This is a genomic window from Pelagibius sp. CAU 1746 (assembly GCF_039839785.1).
In the GTDB taxonomy this organism is placed as follows: Bacteria; Pseudomonadota; Alphaproteobacteria; order Kiloniellales; family Kiloniellaceae; genus Pelagibius.
Genome location: NZ_JBDOQT010000002.1, coordinates 866,082 through 886,344 on the forward strand (window position 1 = coordinate 866,082; position 20,263 = coordinate 886,344).

Genomic DNA, 20,263 nt, shown 5'->3' on the forward strand with positions numbered 1-20,263 from the left:
CGTCAGTCGGGGTCGTTGGGCAGCGCCGTCGCCGGCTGAGGCGGCCGCTTCAACAGAGTCCGCAGGAACATCGGCGCGACGAAGCCGGCAATCGCGAAGATCCACAGCCCGATGGCGATGGGCGAGGAGAACAGGTAGACCCAATCGCCGTCCGAGATCACCATCGCCCGGCGCAGGTTGTCCTCCATCGCATTGCCGAGCAGGATTCCGAGGATCACCGGCACCGTCGGCACATCGAGCTTGCGCAGAAAATAACCCAGCACGCCGAAGCCCACCATCATTAGCAGGTCGAAGTAGGAACCGCTCAGGGAATAAATACCTACAAACGACACCATGGTGACGCCCGGCAGCAGGACCCAGCTCGGCACGGTCAGCACCCGCACGAAGATCTTCACCAGGGGCACGTTCATCACCAGCAGGACGATGTTGGCGATGAACAGCGAGGCGATGAGGCCCCAGACCACCTCCGGCCGGTCGGTAAACAGGGTCGGCCCCGGCGTGATGTTGAGGGTCATCAGCAGGGCGAGCAGCACCGCCGTGGTGCCGGAGCCGGGCACGCCCAGCGTCAACATGGGCACCAGGGCGCCGCCGGCGGCGGCGTTGTTGCCGGCTTCCGGCGCGGCGACGCCGCGCGGATTGCCCTGCCCGAAGGTTTCCTTGTCGCGTGCGAGGCTCTTTTCCGAGACGTAGGCAAGGAAAGAGCCGAGCGAGGCGCCGGCGCCGGGCAGAACGCCGGCGATGAAGCCGATCGCCGAGGAGCGCAGCATGGTCCAGCCCGAATCCAGGATATCGCGGACCGGGATGGTCACCTTTTCGAGCTTCACGCCGATGGCGCTCTCTTTGCCGTGACTCTCGATGAAGAAGAACACCTCGGCGATGGCGAAAAGGCCGACGATGGCGACCAGGAAGTCGACGCCGTCCAAGAGGTGCAGGTTACCGTAGGTGAAGCGCGGCATACCCGTGGTGTTGTCCAGCCCGATCATCGCGAAGCCAAGGCCGATGCAGGAGGCGAGCGCCGCCTTGGCCTGATTCTTCGAGGCGATGCCGCCCAGGGTGCAGAAGGCCAGCAGGTAGAGCGCGAAATACTCGGCGGGGCCGAAGAGATAGGCGACACGCGCCAGAATCGGCGCCAGCAGCATCAGACCGATGGTGGCCAGGAACGCGCCGACGAAGGAGGCGACGCCGGAGATGACCAGCGCATCGCCCGCCCTGCCCTGCCGGGCCATGGGATAGCCGTCGAGGGTGGTCATCATCGCCGGCTCGTCACCGGGGATGTTTAGCAGGATGGAAGAGATTCGCCCGCCGTACATGGCGCCGTAGTAGACACTGGTCAACAGGACCAGGGCCGCGGTCGCGTCCAGGCCGAAAGTGAAGGCCAGGGGAATCAGTATGGCGACGCCGTTGGAGGGGCCGAGCCCCGGCAAGGCGCCGATGATCGTGCCAATAAAAGCGCCGCCGACGGCCAGCGCCAGCGTCCAGGGCGTCAGCGCGACGGAGAACCCGAGCGCGAGGTTGGACAACAGCTCCATTTCAGCGTCCAGTCAGCGTCAGAACCAGCCCAGCCAGCGCGGAAAGGCGAAGAGGCTGAGGCCGAGAAGGAATTTGAAAACAGCGAAGAGGCCGACCGAGAGGCTTGCGCCGGCGATCAGCGCCGGGACCGCGCGCGGGCTGATCTGGTAGCTGAGAACCGCCCCCGTCACCGCGGTCGGCACCAGAAAGCCGAGCGGCTTCAGCGCGTAGGCGTAGAGGACCAGGACAACCACCGCCGCGGCCAGCGAAAACCAGCTCTTCAGGGCCGGCCACTCGGGGTCCGGGTCCGGGCGGAAGAGGAACACCAGGCCGCAGATCAGGGCCACCGCCCCGATCAGGTAGGGAAAGGTTCTCGGTCCTACCGGGTCGGAGAGAAAGCTCGTCTCCAGTTGCGCGGCGCTTGCGAGGTACGCAAGCGCCGCGACAACCGTGACCAGACCCAGGATCCGGTCGGAACGGGTCACTTACTTAATGACTCCGATTTCGCGCGACAGCTCTTCGGTGTCCGCCACGACCTTGTCGATCCAGGATTGGAAATCGCCGCCGACCTTGGTGAAGGGGGCGAGGCCGTTGGCGGCCATGGCTTCCTTCCATTCCGCGCTGTCGGCCACCGCCTTCAGGCGGCCGGCCCACTTCTCGAAATCGCTATCGGAGATGCCCTTCGGCACGTAGAGGCCACGCCAGTTCACGGCGACGACGTCATAGCCCTGCTCGCGGGCTGTGGGGATGTCCTCGAAGCCGGGCACCCGCTCTTCGGTCAACACCGCCAGGGCGCGCACCTCGCCGGACTTCAGGAAGCCGACGATCTCGGACATGTCGCCGGTCATCGCCTGCGTGTGGCCGCCGACGGTCTGGGTGATGGCGTCCGCACCGCCGTCGACACCGATGTACTTGACCTTGCGGATGTCGGTGAAGCCGGCCTCGCGCAGGACCATCAGGGGCTTCAGGTGGTCGAAGCCGCCGGCCGCCGAGCCGCCGGCGAAGGTGACGGAGCTGGGGTTGGCCTTAATGGCCTCGACCAGGTCCTTCAGGCTCTTGTAGGGGCTGTCCGCCGCGACGACGATGACGCCCGGATCGGCGCCGATGGCGCCGACGAAACGCACCTGGTCCGCCGTCGCGTCGCCGTAGGCCTTCTGCGCCAGCCGCGTCGTGGTGGCCGAGGAGGCCGCGACGATCAGGTCGGAGTCGTTGCTGCGCTCGTTCACCACGTTGGAGAAGGCGAGACCGCCGCCGCCGCCGGCCATGTTGGTGACCTGCACGGGCTGGTCGACCTGCTTCAGGTCAAAGAGGATCTTGCCGATCTGCCGGCAGGTGAAGTCCCAACCGCCGCCGGGGTTGGCCGGGGCGATACACTCGGTCGCCGAGGCAGGCAGGGCGACGGTAGCGGACAGAAGGGCTCCCGCCGCGAGGCGGGTCAGGTAATTCTTCATCGGGTTCCTCCCAAAGTGGTCTTAGTCGGCCGGGGCCATTTTTATCTGTGGATCGGCCTCTTACGCGAAAGTACGAAGCGGCCGACGAGAATTGTCAATCGGTTGTTCGGTTCGAAGAAAGCGGTGCAACGGCACCGGCCCGGCCAAGCCGGGGCACTCAGGATGAATTGTGCGGAGTCTCCCCGCTGTGGCGCGCCCGGCACCAAACAGCACGGGAAAGGGTCGCATTTGTTCCTCCCTGTACTTTATTATCGGGCTTTCGCCCTTGTTTACCGGCACGGAGCATAACTTAGAAAGCTGTCGCCAACCTGTCGCCGGCCCGCCATGGGCGCGCGGCTCGAGAAGTCGCTGGCGGATCAAGAACATGAGGTAGACTAGGCGCCCATGCGGCTGCTCTTGGTAGAAGACAACGAAGACCTGGGCGACGCGCTGGAGCGCCACTTTCGCGCCGACGGCCATGCGGTGGACTGGGCGCGCGCGGCCCCGGAGGCCGAGGACTATCTTCATGCCGGCGGCGGCGGGTACGACCTGGTGGTGCTGGACATCATGCTGCCCGGCGGCGACGGCCGCCAGATTCTGCAGCAGATCCGTGCCGGCGAGAACGATCTGCCGGTGCTGGTGCTGACCGCCCGCTCCCAGGTCACCGACCGGGTGCACCTGCTCGACCTGGGCGCCGACGACTATATGACCAAGCCCTTCGACGTGGCCGAGTTGGACGCGCGCTGCCGCGCCGTGGTGCGCCGCCGCCACGGCATGGCCCAGAGTCTGGTGCAGGTCGGCGCGCTGGAACTCGACGCCGCCGCCTCCACCGTTACGGCCGCCGGCCAGCCTCTCGACCTGCGCAGCCGCGAGCTGCGCCTCCTGGAAGTGCTGCTCTCCTCCCCCGGCCAGGTCTTCAGCAAGGCGCAGCTCATGGACAAGCTGTTCGGCCTGGCCGAGGATCCGAGCGAGAACGCCATCGAGGTCTACATCGGCCGCCTGCGCCGCAAGATCCACAACGGCGGCGTGGTCATCGAGACGGTGCGCGGCCTCGGGTACCGCCTGCGCGAGGCCACGCCGGAAGACGACCGCGGGAACGGCGAATGAGCGCTGCCCCTCTGAGAGAGACCTGGTCCCTGCGCCGCCGCCTCCTGGGCCAGTTGCTGCTGGTCTTCTCCGGCCTGGCCGTGCTGCTCTACCTCTCCGTCCAAGCGGTCGCCGGACGCGCGGCGGACAGCACCCAGGACACCATCCTCGGCGCCTCCGCCATCGCCATCGCCGAACAGGTGCGCGTCACCGAGGGCGAAGTGACCGTCGACCTGCCCTATGCCGCCCTGGAGATGCTCGGGCTCGCCGGCGAGGACCGGGTCTTCTACCGTATCGCCACCAGCGGCGGCCAGCTCATCACCGGCTACCAGGACCTGCCGCCCGGCGCCCAGCCGGAACAGGAGGACACGCCGCGCTTCTTCACCACCCGCTACCGCGGCGACACCGTGCGCGTGGCGACCGCCCGGCGCTCCATCCTGACCAGCGACCAGCGTGCGACCGTCTTGATCACCGTGGCCCAGACCCGCGAGGCCTTCGGCACGCTGACCACCAACATCGCGCTGTCCGCCGCGGGTGTCGGACTCGGCTTCCTGGCCCTGGCCGGCCTTCTGACCTGGGTCGCCATCAACCGGGCCCTGAAGCCGGTGCACGAGATCGAGCGCGCCATCGCCGAGCGCGCCAGCGACGACTTCTCGCCCCTCGAAACGGCCGCGCCGCGCGAGATCGAGCCGCTGGTCGACGCCATCAACGACTTCATCGAGCGCCTGCGCAATACCCTGGACACCAGCCAGCAGTTCATTGCCGAGGCGGCGCACCGCATCCGCACGCCGCTGGCCGCCTTGAAGGCCCAGGCTGAGGTGGCGCTGAAATCCGGGGCCGGCCCTTCAGGAGAAGCCGGGGCCAGCGAGGAGAGTCTGCGCCGCATGCTGCGCGCCGCCGACGAAACCTCGCAGCTCACAACCCAGATGCTGACCCAGGCGATGATCGCCTACCGGGCCGAGCGGGCCGAGCGCCAGCCGCTGTCTCTCGCCGCCCTGGCGCGCACGGCGGCGCGCGACCTGGAAGTCACCGCGGAGATGCGCGGCATCGACTTCCGTCTCGACCTGGACGAGACCGCCGAGACGCTGGGCGACGAGATCGCCCTTCTGGAGGCCATTCGCAACGGCCTCGACAACGCCATCAAGTACGGTCCGGCCGACGACTACGTGGAGATCATCGTGACGGGCGGCAAAGCGCCGGAGATCATCATCGCCGACCACGGCCCCGGCATTCCGCGCCAGGACCGGGACCTGGTCTTCGAGCGGTTTCGCCGCGGCGGCGGCGAGAAGGCGATGGGCTCCGGCCTCGGCCTCTCCATCGTCCGCCAGGTCATGCTGTCTCACCGCGGCCGGGTGCGCCTGGAGGACAACGAGCCCCAGGGCCTGCGCCTGCGCCTGACCTTTTCCGCCCCGAGAAAACGCTGATGACCCGGAAAGCGAACGTAGTTTCCCTAGCCGCCATCCCCTTGGCCCTGCTGATCGCCTGTCCGGCCGGCGCCATGGAGATCGAGGACCGCCGCAGCTATCCGGCGCGCCACGACGAGGGTGCCGCCAGCACCCTGCACATCATCGGCACCACCGAAGCCGAAGTCATGGACGACCTGATCCGCGGCTACCAGGTGTTCTCCCCGAAAGTGGCGGTGGTCTACGACCAGGCGACCAGCCGCGTCGTTTACGATGCGGTGGAACAGGACGCGACGGTCGACGAGAGTCCCTACGATCTCGCCATCTCCTCGGCCATGGACCTGCAGATCAAGCTGGTGAACGACGGCCGCGCACGGCGGCACATCTCCACCGCCACCTCGCGCCTGCCGCGCTGGGCGACCTGGCGTGACCGCATTTTCGGCTTCACGCAGGAACCGGCGGTCATGATCTACAACCGGCAGGCCTTCGCCGGGACCGCGGTGCCGCAATCGCGTTTCGAGCTGCTGAACCTGCTGCGCCGCGCGCCCGAGCTCTTCAAGGGCCGCATCGCCACCTACGACCCCAACGTCTCGGGCCTCGGCTTCCTTTTCGCCACCCAAGACAGCCTGCAATCGGATACCTACTGGCGGCTGATGGAGATCTTCGGCAACCTCTCGGCACAGCTTTCCTGTTGCTCCTCGGAGATGCTGGACCGCGTCGCCGAGGGCGAGATCGCACTGGCCTACAACGTGCTGGGATCCTATGCCCAGGCCCGCCGCGACGCCGGCGCGCCCATCGGCATCGTGCTGCCGCGCGACTACACCCTGCTGATGGTGCGCACCGCGCTGATCCCCGCGCCCAGCGACAATGCCGGCGCCGCCGGGGACTTCATCGATTTTCTGGTCTCGGAAGATGGCCAGCGGCTGATCGCCAACGAGGCCATACTAAGCCCCGCCCTGCCGGAGGGGGACGACGGCAACCTGATCCCCATCCGCCTGGGGCCCGGCCTGCTGGTCTATCTGGACGCCTTGAAGCGGAAGGCCTTCCTCTCGGAATGGGCCAGCGCCGTCGAGGAACGCCGTTAGAGCAAGTGCGAAGAGTCCTTGGCAGCGGGCTTCCAGGCCCTAGATAATCAGCAGCAAGACTTTACTACGGTCGTCAGGAGAGAGATTTGCCCCTATTGACCCGCCGCCGCCTGCTGCAGGGCGGCCTGGCGCTTTCCGCCCTCGCGCTCGGCCTGCCGCTGGCGCGCGCCAGGGCCGCCGAACCGCGGCTCCTGACCGCCGGGCCGGGCGAGGCGCTGCTGCTGGAAGCCGGCCAGCCAGAAACTCGCACCTGGCTTTACGACGGCGTCTCGCCCGGCCCCATCATCCGCGCGCGCCAGGGCGAGGAAGTCTTCGTACGGCTGAAGAACGAACTGCCGCAGCCGACCACCATCCACTGGCACGGCATCCGCATCGACAACGCTATGGACGGCGTCGCCCACCTGACCCAGGAGGCAGTGCCGCCGGGCGGGACCTTCGACTACCGCTTCACCGTCCCCGACGCCGGCACCTTCTGGTACCACCCGCACGACCGATCCTGGGAGCAGGTGGCGCGCGGCCTCTATGGCCTGCTGATCGTCGAGGAGGCGGGACCGATTGCGCAAGCCTTCGACCAGGACATCGCCATCGTCGCCGACGACTGGCGGCTGGGCGAGGACGGCCAGATCGAGGAGGCTTCCTTCGCCCATATGATGGACTGGAGCCACGCCGGGCGCCTCGGCAACACCCTGACCCTGAACGGCCAGGATCAGCTCGACATTCCCGTCACCAAGGGCGAACGTATCCGCCTGCGCCTGTGCAACACCTGCAACGCGCGCATCCTGGAGCTGCGCATCGAGCATCCGGACATCTGGGTCGTCGCCGAGGACGGTCAGCCGGTGCCGCCACGTGAGCTAGACGACGGCTACATCGTGCTCTCACCGGGCGAACGCGCCGACCTGATCGTCGATATGACTCTGGCCCGCGGCAGCACCGCGGCCATCACCGAGGTCAGCGCCGGTCAGAGCCTGCTGGCCGGACAACTGACCTATCACCCGGCCAACGAAGTTCAGCATGTCGCGCCCTGGCCGCTACCGCCGCGCGCTTTGCCCGACAACCCGCTCTCGACGGACCTCGACCTCGCAGGCGCGCAGGCCGTCGAACTGCTGCTGGAAGGCGGCGCCATGGGCAACATGGCCCAGGCGACCTACCAGGGCGAGACCCTGGCGATCCGCGAGCTGGTCGGCAAGGGTCAGGTCTGGGCGCTGAACGGCACCGCCGGGATGACCGATAGGCCGCTGTTCACCGCGCCGCGCGGGCAGACCGTCACCGTGGACCTGCGCAACGACACCGCCTGGCCCCACGCCATGCATTTCCACGGCCATCACTTCAAGGTGGTGGAGAGGAACGGCAAGCCGACCAACAGCGAAGCCTGGAAGGACACCGTCCTCCTGGAGCGGCTGGAGAGCGCCAAGATCGCCTTCGTCGCCGACAATCCGGGCAAGTGGATGATCCACTGCCACATGCTGGAACACCAGGCCGCCGGCATGACCACCTGGTTCAAGGTCGAGGCCTGACAAAAGCCCACCCCCCTCCTAACCTCCCCCATCAAGGGGGGAGGAAAAATTTCTACGTAGCTTGAAAAATAGAGTTCCCTCCCCCTTCGATGGGGGAGGGTTAGGGTGGGGGTGACACCTTACCCAACGCAAAGCCGTCAGGTAGGCGGAAAAGCCTGCACCGCGGACCAGGGCCATCTAAGTCCGCGGTGCAGTGAAGCACGGGGTCAATGAGTGGGGGATTTCGCCCGCGCCTCGTCAGAAAAACCGGCGCGGCGGTCAGCCGTTGTCGCCACCGTCCGGCTGCGGGGCGTTCGTGGGGCCACGCATCTGGCCGGGCCCCATACCGTGACGGCGGAAGTCGTTGCGGTCGATAACGCCATCGCCGTTGCGGTCCTTGCGCTGCACCATCTTGGCAAAGGGCCGCTTGAACTCTTCGGCGGTCACCTGGGCGTCTCCGTCCCTATCCAGCCGCTGGAAGGCGCGCACCATGCGCTCGCGCATGGCGTCGAGCCAGAGCTGCTCATACTCCTGCAAGGTCAGGCTCTGGTCGCTGTCGCCGTCGAACCTGCCGAAGCGCTCGGCGCGGGAGGTATCGATCTCCTCCTGGCTCAGCTTGCCGTCGCCGTTGGCGTCGAAGGACTCCATCATGCGGAGCATGCGGCCGCCGCCGTGGCGCTTGCCGTAGTGGCCGCCGTGGAAACCCTCGCCGCGCATGTGGTGGCCGCCGTAGGCCTGTTGCATCATCTGGGGCGAAGCGCCTTCACGGCCCTGCCAGCGGCTGTCGGCCTGGGCGGAGATCGCCGCCGCACCGACACCGGCCAGGGCCACCAGGGCCACGGCGACTTTCGTGGTTGTCTTCATCGGGGGATACCTCTTCGTCTGTTTAGTGCGGCCGGGGGGAAGGACCGCAGCCTGTCTTGAGCTTCTGATTACGCTACGCAGCAGACCCCGGCGGCATCCCCTCCGGCGGCTATTTTTCCCCGCAGCGGCCGGGCGGCAGCGCCTGCCGCCGGGCCCCGGAGCCGGCCAAACGCCGTGGCCCGTTGCACGGCGCAGCCTCAAAGCGCAGACTTGGGGTCATGGACCCGTCAGCCTCGCCTCCGGCCTCCAGGGATCCCCTGCTGCAGCCCTACCGGCTGAAGCATCTGACCCTGCGCAACCGCATCCTCTCCACCGCGCACGAACCGGCCTACTCCGAGGGCGGCCTGCCCAAGGAGCGCTACCGCCTCTATCACGCGGAAAAAGCCAAGGGCGGCATCGCCCTGACCATGACCGCCGGCTCCGCCGTGGTTTCCCGCGACAGTCCGGAGGCCTTCGGCAACCTGCACGCCTACAAGGACGAGATCGTCCCCTGGCTGCGGGAGCTGAGCGAGACCTGCCACGAGCACGGCGCCGCGGTGATGATGCAGATCACCCACCTGGGCCGGCGCACGAACTGGAACAAGGCGGACTGGCTGCCGGTGCTGGCGCCCTCGCCGATCCGCGAACCGGCCCACCGCGCCTTCCCCAAGGCGGCCGAGGACTGGGATATCGCGCGCATCGTCGCCGACTACGCCGACGCCGCCGAGCGCATGCAGGCCGGCGGCCTGGACGGCATCGAGCTGGAGGCCTACGGCCACCTGCTGGACCAGTTCTGGTCGCCCGCCACCAACGCCCGGGACGACGACTGGAACGGCGCCCTCGACAACCGCCTGAGGTTCACGTCGGCGGTGCTGGAGGCCATCCGCGGGCGCGTCGGCCCGGACTTCATCGTCGGCCTCCGCATGGTGGCCGACGAGGACTGGGAGCAGGGCCTGAGCCGCGCCGAGGGCGTCGAGATCGCCCGCCGCCTGGCGGCCTCCGGCCATATCGACTTCCTCAATCTCATCCGCGGCCACATCGAGACCGACGCCGCGCTCTCCAAGGTGATCCCGACCCAGGGCACCCCCGCCGGCCCGCACCTGGACTTCTGCGGCGAGGTGCGGGCGCAGACCAGGTTCCCGGTGTTCCACGCCGCGCGCATTCCCGACGTGGCCACGGCCCGCCACGCGGTGGCCGAAGGCAAGCTCGACATGGTCGGCATGACCCGCGCCCACATCGCCGACCCGCACATCGTCACCAAGATCGCCGCCGGCCGCGAGCAGGAGATCCGCCCCTGCGTCGGCGCCACCTATTGCCTGGACCGCATCTACGAGGGCCACGAGGCGCTCTGCATCCACAATCCGGCGACCGGCCGCGAGGCGACCATGCCGCACGTCCTCCGCCCGGCGGGAAAGCCGAAGCGCGCGGTGGTGGTGGGCGCCGGCCCGGCCGGGCTGGAAGCCGCCCGCGTGCTCTCGGCGCGCGGCCACAGGGTGACGGTCTTCGAGGCGGCCAGCGAGGCCGGCGGCCAGCTCCGCCTCGCGGCCCGGGTGCCGCGGCGGCGCGAGCTGATCGGCATCGTCGACTGGCGTCTTGCGCGCTGCGCCGACAAGGGCGTCGCCTTCCACTTCAACAGCTACGCCGGCGCCGCGGAGGTTCTGGCCGAGGACCCGGAGGTCGTGGTGATCGCCACCGGCGGGCTGCCCAACACGGAGATCCTGGCCGGCGCCGAGCTGGCCGTCAGCTCCTGGGACATCCTCTCCGGCGACGCCCCCCTGGGGGAGAACGTGCTGCTCTACGACGACAACGCCAGCCATCCGGGCCTGGCCGCCGCCGAGATGATCGCCGAGAGCGGCGCGGCCCTGGAGATCGTCACGCCGGAACGCTTCTTCGCCGTCGACGTCGGCGGTCTGAACCACGTGGCCTACGCCCGCTGCTTGGATGAGCACGGCGCGCGCATCACCATCAACAAGCGGGTGCGGGCGGCCGAACTCGCCGGCAACCGGGTCAAAGTCACCCTGGGTTCGGACTATTCGGAGCGCACCGAGACCCGCGAGGTGGACCAGCTCGTGGTCGAGCACGGCACCCTGCCCCTGGACGATATCTACTTCGAGCTGAAGCCGCTCAGCGCCAACCTTGGCGCCGTCGACTACGAGGCGCTGCTTTCCGGGCGCCCGCAGGAGTCGGTGGGCAACCCGGAGGGGCGCTTCCGCCTCTACCGCATCGGCGATGCCGTCGCCAGCCGCAACGTCCACGCCGCCATCTACGACGCCCTGCGTCTCTGCAAGGATGTCTAGGGCAAGTCCTCAACGGCTACGATTCGCGACCTGGAACATCCATTCCGGCATCGGCGGCGACCGCCATTTCGACATGGGGCGCATCGTCGAAGTACTGGACGAGATGGACGCCGATGTCGTCGGCCTGCAGGAGGTCGGCTGGCACCGCCGCAGCCATCACCGCCTCGACCAGTTCGCCTACCTGCGCGAGCACACCGGCTACCGGGTGATCGAGGGACTGGTGCGCGACCCCTTGCGCGCCCAGTTCGGCAATGCCCTGCTGACCCGCCTGCCGGCCGGCAAGACCCGCTGGATCGACCTCAAGGTGCGCGGCCACGTGCCGCGCGCCGCCCTGGTCGCGGAGCTGCAGGCCGAAACCACGCCGCTGCAGGTCGCGGTGCTGCACCTCGGCCTGACGGTATGGGAGCGCGAACGCCAGACGCAGCGCCTCATGGCGGCGATGCGGGAGGAGGAGAAGCCGGCGGAGCGCGGGCCGCCCGCGGTGCTGCTGGGCGACTTCAACATGCTGCGGCGGCGCACCCGGGCCTCGGAGATCCTGGCCGGCCGCTTCCCGGCCTGCGTGCGCCTGCCGACCTATCCGGCGCGCGGGCCGCGCCTCAGCCTGGACCGAATCTACCTCTCCGCGGAGTGGGACGTGACGGATGCCCGGGTCTGGGACAGCGATCTGGCGCTCCATGCCTCCGACCACCTGCCGCTGGTCGCCGAGGCGCTGTGCGGGCCGGATCGATCCCGGTAAAGTTGCGATCGCACGATCTGGCTGCACGCGAAGGGTTCGGGCTACCATGCCGCCAGGTTTCGATCCCGCGCAGACAGCGGCGAGAGGCTCGCCACCGGTTCGAGACATGGCAGAACAGTCGCAGCTCTACGAGGTGTCCGGCCTGGCGCCGGACTGTCTGGAGGCCCTGGTCAGCAGCGGCCTGGTGGATGACGTCGCCGACCCTTCGAGCCTCGACCCGCGACCCTACCGCTACGCCGAGGGCGAATACATCTGCCGGCGCGGAGACCCGGCCCGCTGCCTCTGGGTCATCGTCACCGGTTCGGTCGCCATCAAGGAGCATGACCGCACGCTCTTCGTCCGCCGGCGCAGCGAGGTCATCGGCGAGCAGCACCTGGTCGGCAACGGCTATCAGCGGATCTACGACATCGTCGCCAACGAAAGCTGCGTCGAGGTTCTGGTCATCGACCGGGAAAAGATCGAGAGTCATCCCGAAGTCGGCGTTCTGTGGAAGAACATCGCCAAGATCATCTCCCTGAAGCTGCGTAACGCCAGCCACAAGACCTCTTCGCTCAGCCGGCAGCTGGCCGACGACACCCGCATCCTGCATGCCTACACCAACGAGTACGCGCTGAGCCGGCGTCTGCGTGCGGGCGGCGAGCACCAGACCGCCTACGCCGTCGAGCGCGCTATCATCTGGTTCTCCGACATCGTCGACTTCAGCCGCCATACCCTGAACAGTACCCCGGACCGCATCGCCGATATCGTCCAACGCTTCTTCAACGCCCAGACGCTCCCGATCCTCCGGCGCGGCGGCCATATCGACAAGTTCATCGGCGACGGCCTCATGGCCTTCTGGATGCTGCCGGGCAACGGCGGCAACGCCCGCAGCGAATGCGTGGAAGCCCTGCGCGCCGCCGAAGAAGCCGTCAAGGCGGTCGCCGCCATCAAGATCGGCACCGCGCCGCTGTCACTGCGCGTGGGCCTCCATATCGGCCTGGTGCTGAGCGGCGACTTCGGCTCCACCACCCGGCACCAGTTCACCCTCATCGGCCGGGAGGTCAACAAGGCGGCCAGGCTGGAGCAGCTCCATGCCGAGGATATCCTGGAAAGCCCGGAGGACCTGGGCGCGATCCGCATCAGCCGCGAATTCCAGGAGGAACTGGGCAGCCTCGACCGCAAGAAGTACGCCAGGCGCCTCGTCGCCCGCGCCAAGAACATCGGCGAGATGGACGTCTTCACCGCTTAGAGGCCGGCCGCCAGCCGCCCGACCTCCAGCACCAAGACCGCGGCGCAGACCAAGCAGCCGCAGAGGCTGATCCAGCGCGGAAAGGTCACGGCCCCGGCCGGCGCTGGGGCGCGGGCCTTGAGGCGCCATAGCGCGAGGTTCACCGTGGCGAAGATCACCAACGTCACCAGGGAGGTGCCCCGCGCCAGAGTCTCCAGGGGCAGCAGCAGGGCGAAACCGGCGGTCACCGCCGCGACCGCCAGCGTCGCCACGACGGGGGTGCGCCGGCGCGCATGGATCTCGGCGAAGAGAGAGGGCAGCCAGCCCTGGGCGCTGAGGCCGTAAAGCACTCGCGCGGCCATGATGATCTGGATGAGGGCGCCGTTCAGCACGGCGACGATGGCGACGAGACTGATCCAGGCGCCGGAGCCGCCGGAGGTGCGCTGGATGAAAAGGGCCAGCGGCGCCGGACTGGCCGCCAGTTCGTCGGCCGGCACCGCCAGCACCGCCGCCAGGCCGACCAGGAAGTAGAGCACCGAGGTCAGGCCGAGGGTCAGCAGGATCGCTCTCGGCAGGGTGCGCTGGACGTCCTGCACCTCCTCGGCCACGTTGACCATGTCCTCGAAACCGATGAAGGCATAGAAGGCGACGATCCCGGCGGAAAGCAGGCCGAACCACACGCCGCCTTCCAGGGAGGGAACGATCTCCGTCCAACGCTGGGGCAGAGTCGCCAGGGCATCGTGGCCGCTCCAGACGACGAAGACCAGCCCGCCGGTCTCCAGCAGCGTGACCGCCGCCGCCAGCAACGCCGATTCGGTAATGCCCCAGGCCGCCACCGCACCCAGCAGCAGGACCACCGCGACGATGCCGAGCCAAGCGGGAATGTCGACCAGTTCCTGGAAGTATCCGACGAAACCCCGCGCCAGGGTGGCGCAGGACACCACGCCGGCCAGAATCACCAGCAGGCCGACCCCGAGCGCCAGCCAGCGCAGGCCGAAACCTTCGTGGACGTAGACCGCTTCGCCGGCGCTGCGCGGCAGGCGCGAGGACAGCTCTGCGAAGGAGAAGGCGGAAAACGCGACCAGAGCCGCCGCCATCAGGAAGGCAAAGGGCGCGTGCAGTCCGGCGTTGCCGGCCACCTTGCCGACCAGGGCGTAGATCCCGGCGCCGATGGTGGTGCCCAGGCCGTAGAGCACCATCAGCGGCAGGTTGAGGCCCCTTTTCAGGGATGGGCCGGGTTTCAGCGATGGTTCACCGGCCATGCGCTGCGCGGCCCCCGGTTACTTTGCCGGTCTGGGCAGGGTGCAGCCGAGGTTGCGCAGGCGCCCGTCGCTGAGGCCGTAGACCAAACCGTGCACCAGCAGGGGCTGGCCGCGCTTCCAGGCGTCCTGGACGATGGGGGTTTCCGCCACCCGCTGCACCTGGGCCATGACGTTCAGCTCGCACAGCCGGTCGAGGCGGGCGCGCTGGTCGGTCAGCTTGTCCAGTTCCGTGGAGCAGTGCGCGGCGGTGTCGCGGATCGGCTGCAGCCAATGGTCGATGATGCCGTGGCGCTCTCCGTCCACGGCGGCGGCGATGCCGCCGCAGCCGTAGTGGCCGGTGACGATGATCTCCTGCACCTTCAGCGCCTCTACGGCGAACTGTAGCACCGAGAGGCAGTTGAGGTCGCCCGGGTTCACCAGGTTGGCGACATTGCGGTGGACGAAGACCTCGCCCGGCTCCAGGCCGGCGATGACGTTGGCCGGCACGCGGCTGTCGGAACAGCCGATCCAGAAGTAGTGCGGCCTCTGAATCTCGGACAAGCGCTTGAAATAATTAGGATCATCAGCAACGTGCCTGGCCGCCCACTCGGCGTTGCGCTGTAACAGTTCTTTCAAGGCAGAGCCTCCCGTTGCCGTCCTCTCCGTGCTTGGAGGGCTTCATAGCGGAGAAGCGCCGCCGGGGCCAGCCCCGAGGTCGCCGGAGAAGAAGAGAAAACGGACCCGCCGCCGGCCAACGCGGGCGGTGGCGAGATCTATCCCTTCCGCCCCAGGCGGTCGAGCAGGCGCAGCAGGTCGCGCTGCTCCTTGTCGGTGAGACCGGCCAGGGTGTCGCGGGAGATTTCCGGACCGACCTCGACCAGATCGCGGGCCAGTTCGTGGCCGTCGTGGGTGAGTTGCACCAGGCGGCGGCGGCCGTCGGCGGGGTCGGTGCGCACGGCGACCAGGCCGCGCTGGGCGAGGCGCTGCACCACGCCCAGCACCGTGGCCGGGTCCATGGCCACCAGATCGCCCAGCCTGGTCTGGGCGATCTCGCGCCGCTCCAGCAGGGTCACGAGGACAGAGAACTGCTGCGGCGTCAGGTTGCGCGCGCCGATCTTCGACTGGAAGACCTCGCTGGCGTACTGATGGGCGCGGCGCAGCAGGAAGCCGATCTGCCGCTCCAACCGGTAGTCGGAGGGCGCCTCTGCCTCCGGCGACTCGACCGCCGGCGCGTCTGTGGGAGGCCGGCTCACGCGACCGCCGCCCCAACGACTTCGGCCAGGGTTTCGGCCGGCGGCGTGTTGCGCGAGCGCCCGCAGCGCACCACCCCGTCGATGATGACCATGGAGATGCCCGGCAGGTCGCCGAGGCGCACCGAGTCCAGCAGCGTCTTGCCGGCGGTGTGCTGGGCCTTGTCCATGATGACGAAGTCCGCCGCCCGGCCGACCTCGACGAGGCCGCAGTCCAACTCGCGCATCCGCGCGGTGTTGCCGGTGGCAAAGCAGAATACCGTCTCCGCCGGCACCTCGCCGATGGCGGACAAGAGAGAAATCACCCGCAGGATGCCCAGCGGCTGCACGCCGGAGCCCGCCGGCGAGTCGGTGCCGAGGATGATGCGCTCGGGCTGGCCCAACTCCATGGCCGTGCGCATGGCATAGAGCGCGGCCAGTTCGTTGCCGTTGTGGACGATCTCCACCGCGCGGCTGCAGCTCTCGCAGAGGCAGCGAATCTGGGTCAGCGGCAGGGCGGTGTGGCCGCCGTTGATGTGGCCGATGACATCTGCATCCGCTTCCAGCACCACGTCGGCGTCGATCAGGCCGGAACCGGGGATCGAGGGGCCGCCGGTGTGGATGGTGCTCTGGATGCCGTACTTGCGCGCCCAGGCGACCATCTTCTTGGCCTCCTCGCCCTGCTTCACGCCGCCCAGGCCGACCTCCCCCAACAGCTTCACGCCGGACTCGGCAAGCTGCTTGAAGTCCTCCTCCTCCATGCCCTTTTCGATCACCGGGGCGCCGGCGTGCACCTTCACCCCGCCGAAGCGCATGTTGGAGAAGGCGCGCTGGGCGGTGATCGCCAGGGCTTTCAGGCCGACGATGTCCTTGGGCCGGCCCGGCAGGTGCACCTCGCCGGCGGAGATCATGGTGGTGACGCCGCCGTTCAGGAAGGAGTCGATCCAGTTGATCTGGCTCTGGCGCGGCGTCCAGTCGCCGAAGACCGGGTGCACATGGCTGTCGATCAGGCCCGGCGCCAGGGTGGTGCCCTTGGCGTCGATGGTCTTGTCGGCACCGCTCGTGTCGACCTCTGCGGCCTTGCCGACCTCGGCGATGCGCCCGTCCACGGCGACGATGGTGTCGGCGTCGAGAATCGGCTGCCCCAGGTCGCCGGAGAGCAGCAGGCCGATGTTCTTGATGACTAGCTTTTCGCTCATGGCAGGTCTCCCTTACACCGCCAGATACTGCTGGCGGACCTCGTCGTTCTCTTCCAGCTCGCGCATGGAGCCTTCGTAGCGGATGTGACCGGTCTCGATGACGTAGGCGCGGTCGCTGACCAGGCCGGCGAAGTAGAGGTTCTGCTCCGACAGCAGGACCGGGATGCCCTGGGCCTTGATCTCCTTCACCACCTTGATGATCTGCTCCACCACCACCGGTGCGAGGCCTTCCGAGGGCTCGTCCAGCAGGATGCAGCCCGGGTTGCCCATCAGGGTGCGGGCGATGGTCAGCATCTGTTGCTCGCCGCCGCTGAGCGTGCCGCCGGGCCGCCGCCGGGCTTCCGCCAAGTTGGGGAAGAGGTCGAACATGTCGTGCACGGTCCAGTTTCGCGTGCCCGCCCGGCCCGGCTGCCGGCCGCAGTCCAGGTTCTCCTGCACGGTGAGACGGGTGAAGATGCGCCGCTCCTCCGGCACGTAGCCGAGGCCGCGCCGGGCGATGCGGTGCGCCGGCTCGCCCAGGATCTCCTCGCCGTCGTAGGCGATGGAGCCCTGCGTGACGCGCACCATGCCCATGATCGACTTGATGGTGGTCGACTTGCCGGCGCCGTTGCGTCCCACCAGCACCACGATCTCGCCCTTGGACAGGGTCAATGAAACGTCGGTCAGGATGTGCGCCTGTCCGTAGTAGCTGTGAATACCCCTGATCTCGAGCATGGCCCTCAGTCCTTGGGCTTCTTGTCTTGGCCGTAGACCTGACCCTCGCCGAGGTAGGTCTTGAGCACCAGCGGATCGCTGCGGATCTGCCCTGCGTCACCCTCGGCGATCAGCTCTCCGCGGCTCAGCACGATGATGCGGTCGGCGTGGCTGAAGACGATGTCCATGTCGTGCTCGGTGAACAGCACGGCGACGTCCAGCTCGTGCGCCAGGCGCGCGGCGAGCCCCATGAGTTCCACACGCTCGCGCGGCGCCATGCCCGCCGTCGGCTCGTCCATCAGCAGGACGCGCGGCTCGTTGCCCAGCGCCACCGCCAGCTCGACCCGCTTCAGATCGCCGTAGGCCAGCACGCCGCAGGGCCGGTCCGCCTGCCCCGCCATGCCGACCAGGTCGAGCAGTTCCAGCGCCTTGGCGCGGTGACGGTTTACCGCGCTGCGCGTGAAGGAGAACAGCTCGCGGTCTTGGCTCATCAGCACCATGGCGACGTTCTCGGCCACGGTCATGGAGGGGAAGGTGGCGGTGATCTGGAAGGTGCGCCCGACGCCGCGCCGCCAGATCTGCGCCGGCGAGCGGCCGACCAGCTCCTCCCCGGCCAGCTTCACGCTGCCCCGGTCGGGCCTGATCTGGCCGTTCAGCATGTTGAAGCAGGTGCTCTTGCCGGCGCCGTTGGGACCGATGAGGGCCAGCAATTCGCCCTCCGCCACCTTGAAGTTCACGTCCTTCACCGCCTGCACGCCGCCGAAGGCCTTGCTGAGGCCGCTGACTTCCAGAGCGGGGACGGCCAGTGCCGGCATCCCGGCGGTTTTCGCTTCGGTGAGGCTCATGCGCGCTGCTCCTTCCGGGGGGCGGCCGAGCGCAGCTCGCCGGGCGAGACTTCCAGCTTCAGATACCGCCCGGCGTAGTGCCGCGCCGCACCGCCCAGCCCTTGCGGGAAGAGCAGCACCAGGGCGACGATGACCACGCCCAGCAGCAGGCGCCAATACTCGAAGGTGATCAGCTCGTCGTGCAGCCAGGTGAAGGCGGCGGCGCCCACCACCGGACCGGAAAGCGATTCGATGCCGCCCAGCAGCACCATGAGCAGGGCGTCGAAGGAGCGTGGGATCGACATTTCGTCGGGAAAGACCGAGCCCTTGGAAAAGGCGAAGAGCCCGCCGGCCAGCCCGGCCATGACACCGGCGAAGACAAAGGCGGCGAGTTGCTGGCGCTTGATGTCGATGCCGATGGCCGCCGCCCGCAGGGCAGAGTCGCGGGTCGCGCGCAGGCCGTAGCCGAAGGGGGCGAAGACCACCCGCCGGATGAGGAAGATGCCGGCCAGCGCGACCACGAAGGCGATGTAGTAGTAGGCGACGGAGCCCGAGGCCCAGGCCGCCGGCCAGATGCCGAGCAGACCGTCGTCGCCGTTGGTGACGTCCGACCACTGGAAGACCACCGACCAGGCGACCTGTGCGAAGGCCAGGGTCAGCATGGCGAAGTAGACGCCGGTGAGGCGCACGCAGAACCAGCCGATCACGAGGGCCAGCAGCCCCGCGCCCAAGGGCGCCAGCAGCAGCGCCAGCTCGAAGGGCGTGGCGGCGTAGGTGACCAGCAGGGCCGCCGCGTAGGCGCCGCCGCCGTAGAAGGCGGCATGGCCGAAGGAGACCAGCCCGCCGGTCGACATGAGGAAATGCAGGGAGGTGGCGAAGAGCGCCAGCACCAGGATGTCTGTGGCCAGGACCAGGACGAAATCGTCAGCCAGCAGCGGCAGCGCCGCCAGCAGCGCCACCAGCGCGGCGACGAAGATCTTGTAGTGCGGGCCCGCCGGCAGCACCACCTGGACGGCCCCGGTTTCGGCCTTCTGGCCGATGGTCTCCGGCCGGCCCAGCAGGCCGGTGGGGCGGACGATGAGGATCACCGCCATGAGGATGAACATCAGCACCAGGGTGCCGTTCGGCCAGACCAGAATGCCGAAGGTGTTGAGCTCCGAGATCAGGACTGCGGCCAGAAAGGCGCCGAAGATGGAGCCCATGCCGCCGACCACGGTGACCACGAAAACCTCCGCCAGGATGCCGAAGTCCATCAGCAGGTTGGCGTCGCCCTTGGGCAGCTGGATGGCGCCGCCCAGGCCGGCCAGCGCCGAGCCCAGCACGAAGACGCCGGTGAAGAGCAGCGACTGGTTGACGCCCAGGGCGCCCACCATCTCGCGGTCCTCGGTGGCCGCGCGCACCAGCACGCCCCAGCGGGTGCGGTTGAACAGCATCCAGAGTGCGAAGAGGACAAGGGGTCCGATGGCGATCAGCGCCAGGTCGTAGGTCGGCATGGGAACGTCGAAGATCCGCACGATGCCGGTCAGCCCCGGCGCGCGGGGGCCCAGCAGGTTCTCCGCCCCCCAGAACCAGAAGACCACGTCCTGCACGATAAGGATCACGCCGAAGGTGGCGATGAGCTGGAACAGCTCCGGCGCCTTGTAGAGGCGCCGGAGAACAATCGTCTCGACCAGCAGGCCGACGAGGCCGACCGCGAGCGCGGCAACGAGTAGCGAAAGCCAGAACCCCAGGGCGCCCCCGCCCAGGGCAGCGCCCAGATTGTGCACCAGGGAATAACCGAAATAGGCGCCCAGCATGTAGAAGGAGCCGTGGGCGAAATTCACCACGCGGGTCACGCCGAAAATGATCGACAGGCCCGAGGCGGCGAGGAAGAGCGCCGAGGCGCTCGCCAGCCCGGAAAGGAACTGAACCAGATAGACACCCATCAGGCGGTCTCGATCATCGATGGTGAGTTCATGAAACGTAAGAAGCCCGCGGCGGAGCAGGCG

At 68.3% G+C, this 20,263-nt stretch carries 18 protein-coding genes; 7 read left to right on the forward strand and 11 right to left on the reverse strand.

Annotated elements, in window-relative coordinates; translation table 11 throughout:
• Window positions 1-2: 2 nt before the first annotated feature.
• Genes AAFN88_RS20855 through AAFN88_RS20865 form a run of 3 tightly spaced genes read right to left on the reverse strand, consistent with a single transcriptional unit; the run spans window position 3 to window position 2,960 of the window.
• Window positions 3-1,529 carry a tripartite tricarboxylate transporter permease gene (locus tag AAFN88_RS20855; protein ID WP_347522636.1) on the reverse strand — a complete coding sequence of 509 codons (1,527 nt, stop codon included), beginning with the start codon at window positions 1,527-1,529 and terminating at the stop codon, window positions 3-5.
• A gap of 18 nt (window positions 1,530-1,547) precedes the next feature.
• Window positions 1,548-1,994, reverse strand: a complete 447-nt coding sequence (locus tag AAFN88_RS20860; RefSeq protein WP_347522637.1) for a tripartite tricarboxylate transporter TctB family protein — start codon at window positions 1,992-1,994, stop codon at window positions 1,548-1,550.
• A complete protein-coding gene (locus AAFN88_RS20865) occupies window positions 1,995-2,960 on the reverse strand; it encodes a tripartite tricarboxylate transporter substrate-binding protein (protein WP_347522639.1) in 966 nt (321 codons plus the stop codon). It abuts the gene before it with no gap.
• 384 nt (window positions 2,961-3,344) lie between these two features.
• Here AAFN88_RS20865 and AAFN88_RS20870 point away from each other — a divergent pair, with 384 nt between their 5' ends.
• From AAFN88_RS20870 to AAFN88_RS20885, 4 genes are all read left to right on the forward strand, one after another.
• Entirely contained in the window at window positions 3,345-4,046 is a 702-nt protein-coding gene (locus AAFN88_RS20870; protein ID WP_347522641.1) for a response regulator transcription factor, read from the forward strand.
• Window positions 4,043-5,449: a sensor histidine kinase gene (locus AAFN88_RS20875; protein WP_347522643.1), complete on the forward strand. Its 1,407-nt coding sequence runs from the start codon at window positions 4,043-4,045 to the stop codon at window positions 5,447-5,449. The genes AAFN88_RS20870 and AAFN88_RS20875 overlap by 4 nt, the downstream gene beginning before the upstream one ends.
• Window positions 5,449-6,513 carry an ABC transporter substrate-binding protein gene (locus AAFN88_RS20880; protein ID WP_347522644.1) on the forward strand — a complete coding sequence of 355 codons (1,065 nt, stop codon included), beginning with the start codon at window positions 5,449-5,451 and terminating at the stop codon, window positions 6,511-6,513. The genes AAFN88_RS20875 and AAFN88_RS20880 overlap by 1 nt, the downstream gene beginning before the upstream one ends.
• 86 nt (window positions 6,514-6,599) lie before the next feature.
• The gene (locus AAFN88_RS20885) at window positions 6,600-8,027 is read left to right on the forward strand and encodes a multicopper oxidase family protein (protein WP_347522645.1); all 1,428 of its coding nucleotides are present in this window, start codon (window positions 6,600-6,602) and stop codon (window positions 8,025-8,027) included.
• A gap of 258 nt (window positions 8,028-8,285) precedes the next feature.
• On the opposite strand, the gene AAFN88_RS20890 is transcribed toward AAFN88_RS20885, so the two are convergent.
• A complete protein-coding gene (locus AAFN88_RS20890; RefSeq protein ID WP_347522646.1) occupies window positions 8,286-8,870 on the reverse strand; it encodes a hypothetical protein in 585 nt (194 codons plus the stop codon).
• Window positions 8,871-9,088: 218 nt separating this feature from the next.
• On the opposite strand from AAFN88_RS20890, the gene AAFN88_RS20895 reads away from it, so the two are divergent.
• From AAFN88_RS20895 to AAFN88_RS20905, 3 genes are all read left to right on the forward strand, one after another.
• Window positions 9,089-11,146, forward strand: coding sequence for an NADH:flavin oxidoreductase (locus AAFN88_RS20895; RefSeq protein ID WP_347522647.1), 2,058 nt, complete (start codon window positions 9,089-9,091; stop codon window positions 11,144-11,146).
• On the forward strand, window positions 11,139-11,882 hold the full coding sequence (locus tag AAFN88_RS20900; protein ID WP_347522649.1) for an endonuclease/exonuclease/phosphatase family protein: 744 nt from the start codon (window positions 11,139-11,141) through the stop codon (window positions 11,880-11,882). The genes AAFN88_RS20895 and AAFN88_RS20900 overlap by 8 nt, the downstream gene beginning before the upstream one ends.
• Before the next feature lie 106 nt (window positions 11,883-11,988).
• Entirely contained in the window at window positions 11,989-13,110 is a 1,122-nt protein-coding gene (locus AAFN88_RS20905; RefSeq protein ID WP_347522651.1) for an adenylate/guanylate cyclase domain-containing protein, read from the forward strand.
• Here the strand turns inward: AAFN88_RS20905 and AAFN88_RS20910 are convergent.
• The 7 genes from AAFN88_RS20910 to AAFN88_RS20940 form a co-directional block, all read right to left on the reverse strand.
• Window positions 13,107-14,351, reverse strand: a complete 1,245-nt coding sequence (locus tag AAFN88_RS20910; protein WP_347522652.1) for an APC family permease — start codon at window positions 14,349-14,351, stop codon at window positions 13,107-13,109. The genes AAFN88_RS20905 and AAFN88_RS20910 overlap by 4 nt on opposite strands.
• Window positions 14,352-14,369: 18 nt before the next feature.
• Window positions 14,370-14,966, reverse strand: a complete 597-nt coding sequence (locus AAFN88_RS20915) for a carbonic anhydrase (RefSeq protein WP_347522653.1) — start codon at window positions 14,964-14,966, stop codon at window positions 14,370-14,372.
• Between the two features lie 137 nt (window positions 14,967-15,103).
• Complete coding sequence (locus tag AAFN88_RS20920; RefSeq protein ID WP_347522655.1) at window positions 15,104-15,583, reverse strand: MarR family transcriptional regulator; 480 nt, start codon at window positions 15,581-15,583, stop codon at window positions 15,104-15,106.
• The gene (locus tag AAFN88_RS20925; protein ID WP_347522656.1) at window positions 15,580-16,758 is read right to left on the reverse strand and encodes an amidohydrolase family protein; all 1,179 of its coding nucleotides are present in this window, start codon (window positions 16,756-16,758) and stop codon (window positions 15,580-15,582) included. The genes AAFN88_RS20920 and AAFN88_RS20925 overlap by 4 nt, the downstream gene beginning before the upstream one ends.
• A 12-nt stretch (window positions 16,759-16,770) precedes the next feature.
• Complete coding sequence (locus tag AAFN88_RS20930) at window positions 16,771-17,472, reverse strand: ABC transporter ATP-binding protein (RefSeq protein ID WP_347522657.1); 702 nt, start codon at window positions 17,470-17,472, stop codon at window positions 16,771-16,773.
• 5 nt (window positions 17,473-17,477) lie between these two features.
• Complete coding sequence (locus tag AAFN88_RS20935) at window positions 17,478-18,296, reverse strand: ABC transporter ATP-binding protein (RefSeq protein ID WP_347522658.1); 819 nt, start codon at window positions 18,294-18,296, stop codon at window positions 17,478-17,480.
• Window positions 18,293-20,200, reverse strand: a complete 1,908-nt coding sequence (locus AAFN88_RS20940) for an ABC transporter permease (protein WP_347522659.1) — start codon at window positions 20,198-20,200, stop codon at window positions 18,293-18,295. Before AAFN88_RS20940 ends, AAFN88_RS20935 begins: the two co-directional genes overlap by 4 nt.
• Window positions 20,201-20,263: the final 63 nt, after the last annotated feature.

Bases quoted from the DNA above. Each gene is read 5' to 3' on its own strand.
- AAFN88_RS20855 (WP_347522636.1), bottom strand. From the start codon at position 1,529: ATGGAGCTGTTGTCCAACCTCGCGCTCGGGTTCTCCGTCGCGCTGACG.
- AAFN88_RS20865 (WP_347522639.1), bottom strand. From the start codon at position 2,960: ATGAAGAATTACCTGACCCGCCTCGCGGCGGGAGCCCTTCTGTCCGCT.
- AAFN88_RS20870 (WP_347522641.1), top strand. From the start codon at position 3,345: ATGCGGCTGCTCTTGGTAGAAGACAACGAAGACCTGGGCGACGCGCTG.
- AAFN88_RS20875 (WP_347522643.1), top strand. From the start codon at position 4,043: ATGAGCGCTGCCCCTCTGAGAGAGACCTGGTCCCTGCGCCGCCGCCTC.
- AAFN88_RS20880 (WP_347522644.1), top strand. From the start codon at position 5,449: ATGACCCGGAAAGCGAACGTAGTTTCCCTAGCCGCCATCCCCTTGGCC.
- AAFN88_RS20890 (WP_347522646.1), bottom strand. From the start codon at position 8,870: ATGAAGACAACCACGAAAGTCGCCGTGGCCCTGGTGGCCCTGGCCGGT.
- AAFN88_RS20895 (WP_347522647.1), top strand. From the start codon at position 9,089: ATGGACCCGTCAGCCTCGCCTCCGGCCTCCAGGGATCCCCTGCTGCAG.
- AAFN88_RS20900 (WP_347522649.1), top strand. From the start codon at position 11,139: ATGTCTAGGGCAAGTCCTCAACGGCTACGATTCGCGACCTGGAACATC.
- AAFN88_RS20905 (WP_347522651.1), top strand. From the start codon at position 11,989: ATGGCAGAACAGTCGCAGCTCTACGAGGTGTCCGGCCTGGCGCCGGAC.
- AAFN88_RS20910 (WP_347522652.1), bottom strand. From the start codon at position 14,351: ATGGCCGGTGAACCATCGCTGAAACCCGGCCCATCCCTGAAAAGGGGC.
- AAFN88_RS20925 (WP_347522656.1), bottom strand. From the start codon at position 16,758: ATGAGCGAAAAGCTAGTCATCAAGAACATCGGCCTGCTGCTCTCCGGC.
- AAFN88_RS20930 (WP_347522657.1), bottom strand. From the start codon at position 17,472: ATGCTCGAGATCAGGGGTATTCACAGCTACTACGGACAGGCGCACATC.
- AAFN88_RS20935 (WP_347522658.1), bottom strand. From the start codon at position 18,296: ATGAGCCTCACCGAAGCGAAAACCGCCGGGATGCCGGCACTGGCCGTC.
- AAFN88_RS20940 (WP_347522659.1), bottom strand. From the start codon at position 20,200: ATGGGTGTCTATCTGGTTCAGTTCCTTTCCGGGCTGGCGAGCGCCTCG.